The sequence below is a fragment of the Sutcliffiella halmapala genome, assembly GCF_050107295.1.
In the GTDB taxonomy this organism is placed as follows: Bacteria; Bacillota; Bacilli; order Bacillales; family Bacillaceae_I; genus Sutcliffiella_A; species Sutcliffiella_A halmapala_A.
The window spans coordinates 104,581-120,481 of sequence record NZ_JBNIKR010000006.1 but is presented as its reverse complement, the minus strand read 5'-3'; the positions used below and the strand labels follow the sequence as shown (position 1 = coordinate 120,481).

12 protein-coding genes are annotated in these 15,901 nt (G+C 42.5%); 1 reads left to right on the top strand and 11 read right to left on the bottom strand.

Annotated features, from left to right (window positions below; translation table 11 throughout):
- Window positions 1-7: 7 nt before the first annotated feature.
- Window positions 8-1,081, bottom strand: a complete 1,074-nt coding sequence (locus ACQCT5_RS11635) for a glycosyltransferase family 2 protein (RefSeq protein WP_499642012.1) — start codon at window positions 1,079-1,081, stop codon at window positions 8-10.
- Between the two features lie 148 nt (window positions 1,082-1,229).
- Here ACQCT5_RS11635 and ACQCT5_RS11630 point away from each other — a divergent pair, with 148 nt between their 5' ends.
- Window positions 1,230-2,735: a phytoene desaturase family protein gene (locus ACQCT5_RS11630; protein ID WP_499642009.1), complete on the top strand. Its 1,506-nt coding sequence runs from the start codon at window positions 1,230-1,232 to the stop codon at window positions 2,733-2,735.
- Between the two features lie 65 nt (window positions 2,736-2,800).
- On the opposite strand, the gene spoVK is transcribed toward ACQCT5_RS11630, so the two are convergent.
- The 10 genes from spoVK to tdh all read right to left on the bottom strand — a co-directional run bounded on the left by spoVK (window position 2,801) and on the right by tdh (window position 15,573).
- Window positions 2,801-3,724 carry a stage V sporulation protein K gene (spoVK, locus tag ACQCT5_RS11625; RefSeq protein WP_499642368.1) on the bottom strand — a complete coding sequence of 308 codons (924 nt, stop codon included), beginning with the start codon at window positions 3,722-3,724 and terminating at the stop codon, window positions 2,801-2,803.
- A 307-nt stretch (window positions 3,725-4,031) separates the two neighbouring features.
- Window positions 4,032-4,259, bottom strand: coding sequence for an RNA chaperone Hfq (gene hfq / locus ACQCT5_RS11620; protein ID WP_204413848.1), 228 nt, complete (start codon window positions 4,257-4,259; stop codon window positions 4,032-4,034).
- 30 nt (window positions 4,260-4,289) lie between these two features.
- Entirely contained in the window at window positions 4,290-5,240 is a 951-nt protein-coding gene (gene miaA, locus ACQCT5_RS11615; RefSeq protein ID WP_499642367.1) for a tRNA (adenosine(37)-N6)-dimethylallyltransferase MiaA, read from the bottom strand.
- Between the two features lie 101 nt (window positions 5,241-5,341).
- On the bottom strand, window positions 5,342-7,231 hold the full coding sequence (gene mutL, locus ACQCT5_RS11610; protein WP_499642006.1) for a DNA mismatch repair endonuclease MutL: 1,890 nt from the start codon (window positions 7,229-7,231) through the stop codon (window positions 5,342-5,344).
- A gap of 16 nt (window positions 7,232-7,247) precedes the next feature.
- Complete coding sequence (gene mutS, locus ACQCT5_RS11605; RefSeq protein WP_499642366.1) at window positions 7,248-9,857, bottom strand: DNA mismatch repair protein MutS; 2,610 nt, start codon at window positions 9,855-9,857, stop codon at window positions 7,248-7,250.
- A 176-nt stretch (window positions 9,858-10,033) separates the two neighbouring features.
- The gene (locus ACQCT5_RS11600; RefSeq protein WP_386637371.1) at window positions 10,034-10,573 is read right to left on the bottom strand and encodes an outer spore coat protein CotE; all 540 of its coding nucleotides are present in this window, start codon (window positions 10,571-10,573) and stop codon (window positions 10,034-10,036) included.
- A gap of 323 nt (window positions 10,574-10,896) precedes the next feature.
- On the bottom strand, window positions 10,897-11,328 hold the full coding sequence (locus tag ACQCT5_RS11595; RefSeq protein ID WP_499642004.1) for a YlbF/YmcA family competence regulator: 432 nt from the start codon (window positions 11,326-11,328) through the stop codon (window positions 10,897-10,899).
- A gap of 5 nt (window positions 11,329-11,333) precedes the next feature.
- Entirely contained in the window at window positions 11,334-12,869 is a 1,536-nt protein-coding gene (miaB, locus tag ACQCT5_RS11590) for a tRNA (N6-isopentenyl adenosine(37)-C2)-methylthiotransferase MiaB (RefSeq protein ID WP_499642002.1), read from the bottom strand.
- Between the two features lie 440 nt (window positions 12,870-13,309).
- Complete coding sequence (locus ACQCT5_RS11585) at window positions 13,310-14,488, bottom strand: glycine C-acetyltransferase (protein WP_499641999.1); 1,179 nt, start codon at window positions 14,486-14,488, stop codon at window positions 13,310-13,312.
- A gap of 44 nt (window positions 14,489-14,532) precedes the next feature.
- Window positions 14,533-15,573: an L-threonine 3-dehydrogenase gene (tdh, locus tag ACQCT5_RS11580; RefSeq protein WP_499641996.1), complete on the bottom strand. Its 1,041-nt coding sequence runs from the start codon at window positions 15,571-15,573 to the stop codon at window positions 14,533-14,535.
- Between the last annotated feature and the right edge of the window lie 328 nt (window positions 15,574-15,901).

Below are 15,901 nucleotides of genomic sequence, written 5' to 3'. Positions count from 1 at the left end.
CTCCTTTTTATAGATCCATTCTTCTATCTTTCCATACGATATTCTTTGAGAAAAAAGTTCGAAAACAAGAATAACCAAAAACAGCTATAAAAAAAGCAAGCCAAACCGGGAATACCACTACCGTATACCACTTAAAGTCACCAATATACTTAAGCACTCTCCAAAACTGCCAACATAGGATTCCATAAATGACAATATACCAAGTGAGCGGAAAGTCATGTACATTCACTAGGAAAGTCACTAAACCACCCAACCATAAGGAAACAAGCAGAAGATAGTGGAAATCGGTCCGTGATGCTCCAGTGGCAAAGCTTTTGCTCCAACCTTTGATTAACGATGACAGGCCATCCGGATACATACGCATACTAATAGCCCCTTTGCCGGAATAAGCACGAACGGCACCCCCTTGACTCGCAATTAAAGCGCCAAGTGCCATGTTATCCATCAACTCTCCTTGTATCGCTTGATGACCACCATACCGAAAATAATCCTTACGGCCGATCAGAAGACATTGGCCGAATGCACCATTGGTAGCTAAGTTTTTTTTTAGCGGCAGAAAGGCACCAAGAGAGCCCATGATTACCAAATGGAAAAAGGAGGAGAAAGATTCATACGGCCGCTTCATTTTATGAAACGGTTGAATCGAAACCATATTCTCTTCAGCTTTTATCTCAGAAACCAACCTTTCCAGGCCGTTTGCCTCTACAGTTATATCTGCATCCAAAAAGAGCAGGAAACGCCCGGAAGCTGATTTGGCACCGTTCCAGCATCCAAATGATTTACCGAACCAACCCTTTGGAAGCTCATTTAAACTCAACACAGTCACTCCATACGATTTTGCAATTTCGGCAGTGCTGTCCGTTGAATGGTCATCCACCACAATAATGTCCTTCACCTTATTCAGGTAAGGCCGCAGCGAATCTAACAACTGAAAGATATTATTCTCTTCATTTCTTGCTGGAATAATGACAGAAAGCTCTTTAAGTGTTTTTGCTTTATCAGAAACACCATGTTCAAAATGAGGGATCCGATAGAAAAGTACATAGTTCAAGAACAGGGTAATGGCTGTCAGGAGTTCCATTACTACATGCTCCTTTCTTTAAATAGACATTTTATTGTTATGAAAATTTAAGTTATGGGCAAAATGGAAAGTTGAGTGATGAATCACCCTTCACAAGTATGTTATCTAGTTTAGTCAAACTTTTTATTTTTCATAAGGAGGATTTCGAATGTCGAAAAAAGTAATTGTTATCGGAGGTGGATTGGGTGGCATGTCAGCAGCCATACGTCTTGCAGCTGATGGCTACCATGTTCAACTGATTGAAAAAGGAGAACGTCTAGGGGGCAAACTTAATAAACGAAGCGGCAATGGATTCACCTTTGATACAGGACCTTCCATCCTGACCATGCCATGGGTATTGGAGCAGTTGTTTGCAAGTGCCGATCGTAATTTACACGATTACCTCACGATCGAAAGGATCGAACCTCAATGGAGGACTTTTTTTGAAGATGGCGTCACGATTGATGTAACGAGCGACCTGCCGAGGATGCTTGAGGAAATAAAGTCACAATCCATAAAGGATGCCAATGTTTTCTTTGAATATTTGAACTATTGCAGCAAAATGTACGAATATAGCTTAAAGAGTTTCTATAAAAAGAGCCTATCAGGACTGAATGAATTAAGAGCACTCCACAATTTAAAGGAACTGATTGGAATGGATCCAATGAAATCGATGGATCAGATTACCAAAAAATTCTTTGAGGATAAACATCTTCAGCAGCTGTTCAACTTCATGATTATGTATATCGGTTCATCCCCCTACCACGCACCTGCTGTCCTTTCCCAATTGACCTATGTGCAGCTAGGGTTAGGAATCTACTATGTGAAGGGTGGCATGTACAAAATCGCCGAGGCCATGGAACATCTTCTGAACGAATTACAGGTGGACTTCAGGGTGAATGCATCAGTAAAACAGATCCTGAATGATGGAAGAAGGGCGACTGGGGTCAGACTCGAAAATGGGGAAGAGCTTTTTGCTGACATCGTTGTTTCCAATCTCGAAGCGATCCCAGCCTATAAAACCCTCCTAAAGCATGTGCCTCATGCTGAGCGGGTCCAGGAAGACTTAAGCAAATATGCCCCAACTGTTTCAGGCTTGGTTTTATTGCTGGGAACGGATAAGCAATACGACCAGCTTGCACATCATAATTTCTTTTTCTCTGAAGATCCGGAAAAGGAATTCCATGACATTTTTAATGAAGGGAAACCTGCAATGGATCCTACCATATATATCGGGGTTTCATCAAAATCCGATCCTACACAGGCGCCGGATGGAAAGGATAATCTTTTCGTACTTACACATGTACCCCCATTGAAGGAGGGGGAAACATGGGAGGAATACAAAGATGTCTATCGTGGGAAAATACTCGACAAGCTTGAAAGAATGGGTTTGAAAGATTTGAAGAAATCTATCGAATTTGAATATTGCTTCACACCAAATGACCTTCAAACCCTTTATGGTGCAAACGGCGGTTCCATTTACGGAGTTGTGACGGACCGAAGGAAAAATGGCGGGTTTAAGATTCCTAGCCGAAGCAAACTGTTGGACAATCTATATTTCGTGGGAGGCTCCACACATCCTGGGGGCGGGGTTCCGATGGTCACTCTATCCGGCCAGTTGACTGCAGACCTTATCAACGAAGATACGGAACATGCACAGAAGGATATCGGGTAATGAATATATCATAAATAAATAAGCAAGCGGTAGGCAGGGTAACAACCCCATCCGCTTGCTTTTTATTACCATTGGAGAATAAGGTCCTTGCCTTCGATGGTCATCAGCTCCATTTTTTCATACCGATCTACCATCAACAGTCGCATCGCCTGTGTACGGATCGACTTTTCGAGGATATTTCGTATATACCTCCCATTACTGAATGCCGAGGGAAGCATGACGGTTTTCATTTGATTCAGATGTTCACGAAGCTTCCATTCCGCTTCTTTGCTTAACAGGTACTCCCTTTCTTTCAGCATCCTCATACAGATTTCCATCAATTCATCCACAGTGTAATCAGGAAAATCGACAATGATGGGAAAACGGGACACAAGACCAGGATTGGTGCGAAGAAATTCCTCCATTTCCCGCTGATATCCTGCCAGTATCAAGATGAACTCATGCTGTTTATCTTCCATATGCTTGACGAGGGTGTCAATTGCCTCTTTTCCAAAATCCTTTTCCCCTCCCCTGGCGAGAGAATAGGCTTCATCTACAAACAATATTCCCCCTATCGCTTTTTTAACAAGATCACGCGTCTTCTGGGCGGTATGACCAATATATTCCCCAACCAGATCCGCTCTTTCCGCTTCAATAAGATGTCCTTTGGCCAACACATTCATATCACAGAACAATTTCCCGATCAGCCTGGCAACTGTCGTCTTCCCAGTACCCGGATTTCCCTTGAACATCATATGCAAGACCTGTTTCTCCGCCTTTAACCCAGCTTCTTCCCTTTTTTTATTAACATAGATCCAAGCATAGATCTCCTTGACTACTTTTTTCATTTCCTGTAGACCGACGAGTTCTCCAAGCTCCCTCTCTATTTCCCTTAATATCGCATGCTTGGGATACGTGTATTGCTCTTCCATCGGTTGTATATGGGTTACTTTAATCGGTTTCTTCTGTCCGTTAAGGACGATATTTATTTTCCCATTATGATTGGTCATTGATTGTTCCAAGAGCGTTCACCTCTCATTCCGTCCGAACCAGGTTCCATATTTCCTGTTGCCATTACGACAAATACCAATCTATTCACCTATATTTCTTCATCGATTCGATTTCTTTCTACAAATTACAAATCTTTTCAACAAACTATTGACATCTTTGTCATAATATGCGCTTTCCCGAGAAATAATGTGGATTTTTTTGAATAATTCGAGAGAATATCACCATTTATTAACTAACTATATGTATATGTAGGATGAAACATGAGTCTAAATGAAGGAAATAAAAAAACCAGCAGTTATGCTGGTTTTAAGCTTCCGTTTCGATTTGGACATTTTTAGACGGAGAAAAAGTGGAAATGGCGTGTTTATAAATTAACTGCTGCTTGCCTTCAGTCTCTAACAGCACAGTGAAATTATCAAATCCTTTAATTAATCCTCGAAGTTGGAACCCATTTAATAAAAATACTGTTACACCTGTGCTATCTTTTCTTAGTTGGTTCAGAACCTGATCTTGGATATTAATCGATTGCTTCATCTTTTCGTCCTCCTCTTATCTCTATATTTCTTACTTATTCGCTTCAAGTTGGAGCTTTCCTGCTACAAATAAAAAAATTTCCTCTAAGATTACCTCAAAATCGGCACCTGTCATATCAAACCAAGTTACATCCATTTTATTTCGGAACCATGTCAGCTGCCGTTTTGCATATCTTCTGGAGTTCTGTTTCAATGCTTCGATTGCCTGTTCTTTTGAAAGCTTTCCATCAAAATAGCCATAGAGCTCTTTATAGCCTATCGCCTGGATAGACTGACAATCTCTTATCCCTTTTTTGTAGAGCGATTCCACTTCTTCAAAAAGGCCTTGTTCTACCATAAGGTCTACCCGCAGATTAATTCTATCATATAATACTTCCCGGTCCATGGTTAAACCGACAAAGGCCACATCATACAATAGCTCCTGCTCCTGTGACTCCTGGTACTCCGCCATGGTCTTGCCTGTAGCTTGAAAGACTTCCAACGCCCGGATTACCCTGCGCACATTGTTGGGGTGGATGTTTTCTGCACTTACAGGATCGATTCTCCGAAGCTCTTCAAAGACTCTTTCCATCCCCTCTTCCTCCACTTGCTTTTCAAGGCGCAGACGAATCTCTTCATCCTTTCCCGTGTCAGAGAACTGATAGTCATAGAGAACAGATTGTATATAGAGTCCTGTACCTCCTGCAATGATAGGAACACAGCCTTTTTTCGATATAACGTCAATCAGTTCTCTTACTTCCCGTTGGAATTCTGCAACAGAATATGGTTCAGTTGGCTCTTTCACATCGATAAGGTAATGCGGGACTCCTTGCATTTCCTCTTTGGAAACCTTGGCTGTCCCTATATCCATTTCCTTATAAATCTGCATGGAGTCCCCACTGATGATTTCACCATTGACTCTTTGGGCCAATTCCACACTTAATCTCGTTTTCCCAACTGCTGTCGGGCCAATAATAACAATTACCTTCTGCTTTTCTCCCAACACTTATTCACTCTCTCAACTAATCTGTATCACAAGATATCATTATACCCACATTTTTATGGGTTCAATCCACATTTAATGAAAATGGGCAAATTCTCCCTCTACATCACCCTTTTGAACATTTTTTCCATATCATAAGTGGAAAAGTGGATCAATATAGGTCGTCCATGGGGACATGTAAATGGATTTTCCGCTTTTCGCAATGTATCCAGCAGTGCTGAAATCTCCTCTGGTCTTAAATGATGATTTGCTTTGATGGCCGCTTTGCAGCTCATCATGATGGCTGCCTCTTCCCGCAGGTCAGACAGTTTTATTTTCTTTTTTTCCATCACATGCTCCATCATTTCGTCGATGATTTCACGCTCTTCCCCTTTAGGAAACCAGACAGGATGTGCCTTGACGATAAATGTTTGGTGACCGAAAGGCTCCAGGAACACTCCCACCTCGCGAAACTCCTCCATATACTCCTCTAAAAATAAATACTCATCTAGGGAGCATTCAATCGTAAGCGGGACAAGTAGTTCCTGAAGATTCCGCTCCTCCTGCCCAAGCTTCTTATAATAATACTCATAATTGATTCTTTCCTGGGCAGCATGCTGGTCAATCAGATAAAGTCCATTTTCATTCTGCGCCAGAATATAAGTTCCGTGCATTTGACCGATCGGATAAAGAGGAGGAATCCTGGAGGATGATTCCTCTGGACTTGAATCTTGAACAGGCTTTTCATATACTTTTTCCTCAACAATATTCTCTTCCGTATGCCATTCATCATCTGGTTGCACCTCTGGAACATTCCAAGCTGAATCGACACTTTCCTTTAAAAATGATTGATCATCATCTTCTTTTTGTGAGTATGGTGTTTTAGGTTCAGTGAATAATGATCTCTCCACTTTCGGTGCTTCTTCCATTCGCTCCAGTTTATGCTCCAAGGTAAATGCCTGCTGCAAAGGTTTTTCTTCCTTATGAAGGCTTGCCGTTTTCCGTGGTGCATTGGAAGGAATGAGCTGTCTATCCTGAAAAGAAGCTTTTATTCCGTCTGCAATAAGGCGATACAGTTCTTCTTCCTTGCTAAGGCGCACTTCCAATTTTGCAGGATGCACATTGACGTCGACAAGCAATGGGTCCATTTCCACTTTCAGAAAGCATATAGGAAAACGCCCAATCGGCAAAAGGGTATGATACCCCTCCTGAATTGCTCTGATAATGGTATAGTTTTTCACGTTTCTTCCATTAATGATGGTAGAGATATAGTTTTTCGATGCGCGGGTGATTTCCGGCAAACCTATAAAACCTCTCACTTCAAAATCGAGTGAGGAGAAGGATACCGGGATCATTTTCTTGGCGATATTCATTCCATAGATCGCAGCAAGTACCTGCAGACTATCTCCACTTCCTGTTGTGGAAAGCATTCGCTTCCCATTATGACTCAACCTAAAGGAAATGGATGGATGAGCAAGCGCCAACCGGTTCACAAGATCTGAAATATTACCAAGCTCCGTATGAATGGTTTTCATGTATTTCAGTCTCGCAGGCGTATTGAAGAAAAGATGTTGTACGACAATATCAGTCCCTTTGCGGCTGTTCGCCATCTCCTTTGCCTCAAGATGCCCACCTTTGAACTTCAGGCACGTGCCAGGGCTGTCCCCTGTACTTGTTGTAATATCAAATAGGGATACGGAGGCAATACTCGGGAGTGCTTCGCCGCGAAAACCTAGCGTTCTGATCCTAAACAAATCATTTTCATTCTTGATCTTACTTGTCGCATGCCGCTGGAAGGCTGTTATGCAATCCTCATGATCCATCCCATCTCCATTATCAAGGACACGAATCCTCGTCAATCCGGCTTCTTCCAATTCAATTTCGATAATGGTGGAATTTGCATCTATCGCATTCTCCACAAGCTCTTTAACAACGGATGCAGGCCGTTCGACCACTTCCCCTGCAGCAATTTTATTCGCCAGGCTTTCATCGAGCTGGATAATCTTCCCCATCTAGCTCCCTCCTTTCCTATTTTTTCGTTTTTAACAGCTTTTGAATTTCATAAAGTTTATTTAACGCATCAAGAGGTGTCGTATCTAGTAAATCCATCTTCCTTAATTTTTCAATTGCTTGGGTTTCCGCTTTACTCATTTTCTCTGCACCATGCCGCTTTTCGTTCACTTCAAAGAATGATAGCTGTGTAAGCGGATCTGCACTTTCCTTTGCTTTGAGGTATTCCGTTTCTGGAATAGACGATGAACCAGGTACCGCTTCAAGCTGCTCCAGTATTACTTGAGCACGCGCTATCAGCTCTTTTGGCAACTCCGCAAGTTCCGCTACATGAATACCATAGCTCTTATCGGCAGGACCTTCCTTCATCTTATGCAGAAAAACAACTTTTCCGTTTTGCTCCACCACACTGACATGGATATTCTTCAATTTATCCAAATTCTGATCCAGGGTGGTCAATTCATGATAATGCGTAGAGAATAACGTTTTAGCACCGATCTTATCATGGATATATTCAATCAAAGCCTGGGCAAGCGCCATTCCATCATAGGTGGAGGTTCCTCGGCCGATCTCATCAAATAAGATCAAGCTGTTTTGCGTTGCATAGACGATCGCATTTCTCGCTTCGAGCATTTCAACCATAAAGGTGCTCTGGCCCGAAATCAAATCATCCGCTGCACCGATTCTCGTAAAGATCTGGTCAAAGATCGGAAGGGATGCCTCACTTGCAGGCACAAAACAGCCGATTTGAGCAAGAATTGAAGTCAAGGCAACCTGTCGCATATACGTGCTTTTCCCTGACATGTTCGGTCCTGTTATGAGCAGCATCTCGTTTTCCTTATCCATCCAGCAATCGTTCGGCACATATTCATTGGAATCCATAACCTTCTCCACGACAGGATGACGACCATCCTTGATATGGACTCTCCGTTCGTCATTGAATGTCGGCCTCGTATAATGCCGCTCTTCGCTGATTGTCGCAAAGCACTGCAGTACATCCATTTCACTGACCGCTTTAGCCAGCTTTTGAAGTCTTGGAATATAAGCCTTCACTTCTTCTCTCAATTTAAGAAACAGCTCGTATTCCAATGCCACTATCTTTTCTTCCGCTTCAAGAATAAGTGTTTCCTTCTCCTTAAGCTCCTCGGTAATGTAGCGTTCCGCGTTTGCCAGTGTCTGTTTTCTTTCATATCTACCTTCAGGCAATGTTGCGAGATTCGCTTTTGTAATTTCTATATAGTATCCAAAAATCCGATTGTATCCTATTTTCAGTGAACGGATGCCCGTAAGCTCACGCTCCCTTTTCTCAAGCTCCGCAATCCAGGTCTTGCCGTTCTTTCGTGCATCCCGGTACTTGTCCAGTTCCTCATGAAAGCCTTCCTTCAACATATTGCCCTCTTTAACGGAAAGGGCAGGTTGTTCCACGAGACTGCCTTGCAAAAGTCCTGTTAGATCAGCGCACTCATCCATATGTTCCAACACACTTTCAGTGTCAATCGGGAGCGATTGAATCTGCTCTTTTAAGGAAGGAATTTGCAACAATGATTTTCGGAGCTGTACGAGGTCGCGTGCATTCACGTTCCCAAATGCCACACGTCCCGCTAGCCTCTCAAGATCATAAACCTCTTTAAGAAGCTCTCTTATTTCCTGTCTCGTAAAATACTCCTTCATTAACGTTTCAACAAGTTCATGACGGGTTTCTATTTCTTGTTTGTTTATTAAAGGTCTGTCCACCCATTGCTTTAATAGTCGTCCACCCATAGCCGTTACAGTCTGATCCAACAGCCACAGCAAGGAACCTTTTTTACCTTTGGATCGGATGGTTTCCGTCAACTCCAGGTTCCTTTTTGAAAACAGATCTATTTTCATCGTTTGATCCAGCTCATAGAACCCAGCTGGCTGCAAATGGTCAAGACTCCGTTTTTGAGTTCTTTTTAAGTAGTTTAAAAGTCGTCCTACAGTTATAAGCAGCTTTTCCTGCTCCAGCTTTTGTACAATATGGGAAAATTCCGTAGATATTACAGTTGATTGCTCATAGGAGAATGTGACTACCATTCTCTCTTTAAGCATCTGGACAATATGTGGTGGAAACCCCTCTTCTACCACAACTTCCCTCGCTCCAATTGAATAAACCTCATTCAGCAGCTGCTGTTCAGGGCCTGACATAATGGTCGTATGTATTTCCCCGGTCGATAGATCGGCAAATGCCAATCCATAAGTTTCGTCACCAAAGTCAGATAGGGTCGTAAGGAAGTTATTTTGCTTATCTGTTAGACCTTTACCTTCCATAACCGTACCAGGAGTGATAAGCTGGACCACTTCACGTTTCACTACACCCTTGGTAAGCTTCGGATCTTCAACTTGCTCGCAAATCGCCACTTTAAATCCTTTGTTTATTAATTGTTCTATATAGTTAGGAGCCGCATGATATGGAACCCCGCACATCGGAATACGGTCTTTGGAACCGCCATCGCGGCTCGTTAATGTAATCTCAAGTTCCTGAGATGCCTTCACCGCATCCTCAAAGAACATTTCATAAAAATCTCCAAGACGAAAAAATAAAAAGGCATCTTGGTAGTCTGCCTTCACTCTTAAATATTGCTGTATCATAGGCGTATAAGAAGCCACATTATCCCCAACCATTCTCCATTGTTTTTGCTGTTTTATTATATCATATTTCACATGGAGCTTATAGCTATGAGGAATTGGTTATGTTGGATATTGTTGAATGATGTGAGCTTGGGTCACTTTAACATAATGTCAAAACAAAAGAAAACTAGGAAGTGGCCTCCCTAGTAATCTTCTTATTCTTCGTATCCGTCAACAATAAAGTCAGGATTCAGATCTTCGAAATCCTCGTCTTCTACATCCCAGTCCGAATCATCAGTAGAAGTTTCAGGATGTACCTCCACAACCACTTTTGTTTCTCCGATTATTTCAGCAAGGAATTCTCTTTCCACCTGCACTTCCACTTTTCCACCATTCTCGGAAATGCTCGCCTCCAGGCAGTTAGGCTGCTGCAGTACGCGCGCTACTACTTCGTGCTCATCGCCTATACTGTTGTCATCCTTGTAGCGGAGCTTCACCACATCCGTATAGGAGACAGTTTCCGTGACAACCTGCGTTTTCGTGTTGTCACTATGGGAAAACCAACAGTTGATATCATAATGCCCTGCCACTTCTACTGTGTCGTCCACTTTCTTCGCATCATACTTATGGTTAATGACCCAGCATCCTAAAATACTAGTAGGACGATGCGAGGGACTAATCGTATGTTTAGACTGCGTAAACTTTCTACCTTTACCGGTAACTGCTCTTGTGATAATTTCTCTGTATTCAGACATTCGAGCATACACCCTCCTCATGACAATCTTCATTTCATCCTATGCGGGTTAAATGACTATTGTGCTTTAATGGCATTAAAAAACGTAACCTATAATTTCTAACACATTAACGTATAGTTCATTGTATGCAAGCTTTCCGAGATATGTGCCTATTTTTTATGATTTTTTCAAGAGGAGGAGTGCGCTCAAAAGTATGTATATTACGAATCCACTTTACTAGGGCAAAGGAACAGTTGGCTATAACGAATTAAAAACCAAAAAGAAGCAGCAAGGATTAGACTCTTATCCTTACTGCTTCTCTATACGGGTCTGGTGCTCTTCGATTAACTGCAAGAACCGCCGTGGCTGTTTTTTACATAGGAGCCAGTTTCCCCACGTAGAATATCGCCCCCGGTTGAAACGACGATTTCGTCTGTCACCTTATTGGAAATGGCAGATGAAACTAATTGCAATAGGTCGTTCACACTTTGCTGGGAGTTTTTGAATTCTTGAACAATCGGAATCTCATCCAATTCTTTTAACAGATTATCCAGCTTTTCTTCTGTTTTCTTAAGTGCTTCCTGCTTGCCGTAGTGTTGGAAATTCACCGCTTGTTTTTGCAGGCTCTTCACACTTGCAACCATTTCTTTGATTTTTTGGTTTTCATTGATCTGTGCTTCTGCACGTTTGAAGTAATCCACTTCTTCTGTCTCCGCGATCATTTGTGCCAATTCTTTTGCTCTTTCAACGATGTCCGTTTTTGTATACTTAGCCATATTCCTTATACCTCCAGTGCTTCTTCTACCAGTTCACCATCAAGTGTCCAGGTTTTTGCTTTTGTTATCTTCACTTTTATCAACTTTCCGATAACGGATTTTGGTCCTCTGAAGTTAACCAATTTGCTTTTTTCTGTATAGCCGGCCAATACATCAGGGTTCTTCTTGCTTTCCCCTTCTACAAGTACCTCCACCACTTGCCCTTCATACTCTTTCAGCTTTTTCGCCGAGGTTTCATTTACAAGGGCATTCAAGCGCTGAAGACGCTCTTTTTTCACTTCCAACGGAACATTGTCCACCATCTTGGCAGCAGGAGTTCCTTCACGTGGGGAATAAATGAATGTATACGCAGTATCAAATTCCACTTCACGATATAGGGAAAGTGTTTCTTCAAACTGCTCCTCCGTTTCATTTGGAAATCCTACGATAATATCAGTAGTCAGGGAAGCGTTGGGCATTGCTGTTTTGATTTTGGCAACAAGCTCCAGGTAGCGCTCTCTGTCATACTTTCGTGCCATCATCTTCAACACCTCGGAGCTGCCCGATTGTACTGGAAGATGAATATGATCAAGCAGGTTTCCGCCTTTTGCCAGAACCTCAATCAATCTATCGTCGAAATCCCTTGGATGACTGGTTGTAAAGCGGATTCTTGGTATATCTATCTTTCTTATTTCGTCCATTAGATCTCCAAGTCCATAAGTCATATCCTCAAAGTCTTTTCCATACGCATTAACATTTTGACCGAGAAGGGTGATTTCCTGATAGCCTTGTGCTGCAAGATGACGAACTTCCTGAATGATATCCTCAGGGCGGCGGCTGCGTTCTTTCCCGCGAGTGTAAGGCACAATGCAATACGTACAGAATTTATCACAGCCGTACATGATATTTACCCAGGCTTTGATCTCACCTTTACGGACCTTAGGAAGGTTCTCGATCACATCGCCCTCTTTGGACCATACCTCAAGAACCATCTCTTTTGACATGTAAGCCTCTTTAAGTATGTTAGGAAGACGGTGGATGTTATGTGTACCAAAAATCATATCCACCTGATTGTAGGTTTTCAGAATCTTATTAACTACTGATTCCTCTTGGGACATACAGCCGCAAACACCGATCAGGAGGTTTGGACGGTGTTTTTTCAAGGTTTTTAAATGTCCCAATTCACCGAACACCTTATTTTCGGCATTTTCCCTGATTGCACAGGTATTCAATAGGATGACATCCGCATCATTTACTGTATCTGTAGGTGCATAGCCCAAACCGAGAAAAATACCAGCCATTACTTCAGTGTCATGCTCGTTCATTTGACAGCCATATGTGCGAATATAGAATTTCTTACCATTACCCAATCCTTGAAATTCTTCTGAAATATGAAAGTCATTATGATAGTTCACTTCTTCTTTTCCGCGCTTTTTTGCATCCTTCAAGGATGGAGGAACATACACGCTTTCAAAGTACTTGCTGAAATCTTTAGCGGATTTTTTGTCCGATGGATTTCCAGCGACCACTTGCTGTGATTCTACTCTTTGCTTTTCATTCATTAAGATGACTCCTTCCCATAGAGTCTCTAAAACTCTACACATTAACATAGTATATAATTTTATCCAGTTCTAAACAATATAAATACCTAAGCTGTAGGAAAATGTTCATATTCATACATAAAGGAACTTTTCTTAAAGATTATTGTTTAAGAAAAGTTGTCCACATTAAACACCCTGTTGATTTCCGTTCCAGGGGTTCGCTTTCCGCGGGCGGCCTCGGGAGCCTCCTCGGCGCTTAAGCGCCTGCGGGGTCTCCCTTGACACGCTGCTCCCGCAGGAGTCTCACCCCTTGCACTCCAATCAACAGGGGAAACCTAAGGAATTATAAGTCTTACTAAAGTGTAAAATTCACCTTTAAATCTATCTTTTCACCTTTGGAACGTACAGGCTACATAAAAGAAGAGACACTCAGATAGTGGTGTCTCTTCTCTTGTTGTTTTTTATGAAATAATCCCAAGCTCTTTGCCGGCCTTTTCAAAAATATCCAAAGCCTCTTGTAGTTCTTCTTTTGTGTGCTGTGCAGTAACGATGGTACGGACACGCGCCAAACCTTTTGCAACTGTCGGGAATGCGATACCTTGAGCGAAAACGCCGTACTCCAATAGTTTATCGGAAAATTTGTGAGATAACGCTTCATCTCCAACAATCACCGGTGTTACTGGTGTTTGGCTGTTTCCAGTATTGAAGCCCAGCTTAGCTAATCCATCTTTGAAAAACTTCGCATTGTCCCATAGCTTTTCAATCAGTTCCGGTTCTTCCAAAAGAACCTGGATTGCCTCATCACATGCAGCCGTAACTGCAGGCGGATGGGATGTACTGAATAGGAATGGTCTGCCTTTATGGATTAGATAGTCGATCAAAGAACGCGTACTCGCTACATATCCTCCAAGTACACCAACAGCTTTACTCAATGTCCCTACTTGAATATGAACTCTTCCGTCCAAACCGAAATGATTCACTGTGCCGCGGCCATTTTCACCAAGTACTCCGGACGCATGGGCATCATCAACCATGACAAGTGCATCATACTTTTCTGCAAGCTCGACAATTTTATCCAGCGGAGCAATGTTGCCATCCATGGAGAATACGCCATCCGTTACGATGAGGCGTTTACGGAAGTCCGCTGATTCCTTCAGTGCACGCTCCAAGTCTTCCATATCAACATGCTTGTATACTTTACGAGCTGACTTTGTCAGACGGATACCGTCAATGATGGATGCATGGTTCAGTGCATCTGAGATAACAACATCCTCAGGTGACAGAATGGCGGACAAGACGCCCTGGTTGGTTGTAAAACCAGACTGGAATACGAGAGCTGCCTCTGTGTGTTTAAACTTTGCCAGCTTTTCCTCAAGTTCTTCATGCATGGTGAAAGTTCCCGCGATAGTACGGACGGAACCTGTTCCTGCCCCATACTTTTCAACTGCTTCAAGCGCAGCTTTTCTAAGGCGCGGATGAGAGGTAAGTCCCAAGTAGTTGTTGGAAGACAATTGAATAACTTCCTTCCCATTGATTACCACTTTGGATCCTTGATCGGATTCTAGAGGAACAAGTTTTCTAAATGTACCCTGTTCCTTCATTTGATCTAATTCTTCCTGCAGGTATTCAAACCCTTTCATTAAAACCCCTCCTGAAAATAGATGTTCACTTTTTTACATTAATATTAAGGTTGTAACACTACTTTACCACATTGACCTGAAATCATTAAATCAAAGCCTTTTTCAAAGTCCTCGAGTGGGAAATGATGTGTAATCATAGGTTTTACGTCTACTTGACCCGATTTAAGAAGTCTTGAAACCTGCTGCCATGTTGTATACATTTTCCGGCCGGTAATGCCTTGGACCGTCACACCTTTAAACACGATATCATTGGTAATATCAAGCTCCACAGGACGGACTGGTAAGCTAAGAATGGAAACTCGGCCACCGTTTGTGACCATTTTGAATCCTTGGTTCATAGCTATTGGATGACCGGACATTTCACAAATGACATCCACACCATTACCATCAGTCAGTTCCATTACAAGATCAACCGGATTATTCTCTTTTGCATTGATGACAGTTGTTGCTCCCATTTTAGTTGCAAGGTCCAAACGATATTCATTCAGGTCGATTGCGATGACCTGAGAAGCTCCGGCAGCTTTTGCTACTCCCACTGCCATGATTCCGATAGGGCCACATCCGATTACCGCTACCGTTTTCCCTGCGACATCACCGGCAAGGACGGTGTGAACAGCGTTCCCCATCGGCTCCTGAACAGAAGCAACATCGTATGGCATATCTTTCGGATTTTTCCACACATTAACCGCCGGAAGTGCTACATACTCAGCAAAACAGCCATGCGTATCCACCCCGATGATTTTCGTGTTCTTACAAATATGGTAATCCCCAGTTAAACATTGTGGACACTCATAACATACAATATGTGTTTCCGCGGAAACCTGGTCTCCCAATACAACATTTGTCACTTTGCTACCAACCTCTACGATTTCGCCAGCAAATTCATGACCAAATACATATGGAGGATTCACTCGGCTCTCGGACCATTCATCCCATGTATATATATGAACATCTGTCCCGCAGATAGATGTCGCTTTCACTTTTATCAGTACTTCATCTTCTTTGATTTGTGGTATATCAACCATCTGTAGTTCGGCACCATATCCACGATGATGCTTCACGATTGCTTTCATTTTTCCATTCACAGAGAACACTCCCTCAATAAATAAGACTATAATTCTTGATTTCTACTAACAGTGTATCATCTATGAAGTTTTGAGTAAACAGTAGTGTCCACTGGACGTGTACAAGTGATTATGTTGGGAAAAATCATGAGAAATTTTTTAAGTTTTTAGTTAAGCGCTTTCATTTTACTTAAAAAGACAAGACTTGGACAATAGCTCTGAACACCACTGTTGGTTTCCGCTCCAGGGGTTCGCTTTCCGCGGGCGGCCTCGGGAGCCTCCTCGGCGCTTTTGCGCCTGCGGGGTCTCCCTCAACACGCTGCTTCCGCAGGAGTCTCACCCCTTGCGC

What these genes read in the sequence shown, in the direction of transcription:
- ACQCT5_RS11635 (WP_499642012.1), bottom strand. Translation starts at nt 1,081, where the DNA reads ATGGAACTCCTGACAGCCATTACCCTGTTCTTGAACTATGTACTTTTC.
- ACQCT5_RS11630 (WP_499642009.1), top strand. Translation starts at nt 1,230, where the DNA reads ATGTCGAAAAAAGTAATTGTTATCGGAGGTGGATTGGGTGGCATGTCA.
- spoVK (WP_499642368.1), bottom strand. Translation starts at nt 3,724, where the DNA reads ATGACCAATCATAATGGGAAAATAAATATCGTCCTTAACGGACAGAAG.
- hfq (WP_204413848.1), bottom strand. Translation starts at nt 4,259, where the DNA reads ATGAAGCAATCGATTAATATCCAAGATCAGGTTCTGAACCAACTAAGA.
- mutL (WP_499642006.1), bottom strand. Translation starts at nt 7,231, where the DNA reads ATGGGGAAGATTATCCAGCTCGATGAAAGCCTGGCGAATAAAATTGCT.
- ACQCT5_RS11600 (WP_386637371.1), bottom strand. Translation starts at nt 10,573, where the DNA reads ATGTCTGAATACAGAGAAATTATCACAAGAGCAGTTACCGGTAAAGGT.
- ACQCT5_RS11595 (WP_499642004.1), bottom strand. Translation starts at nt 11,328, where the DNA reads ATGGCTAAGTATACAAAAACGGACATCGTTGAAAGAGCAAAAGAATTG.
- miaB (WP_499642002.1), bottom strand. Translation starts at nt 12,869, where the DNA reads ATGAATGAAAAGCAAAGAGTAGAATCACAGCAAGTGGTCGCTGGAAAT.
- ACQCT5_RS11585 (WP_499641999.1), bottom strand. Translation starts at nt 14,488, where the DNA reads ATGAAAGGGTTTGAATACCTGCAGGAAGAATTAGATCAAATGAAGGAA.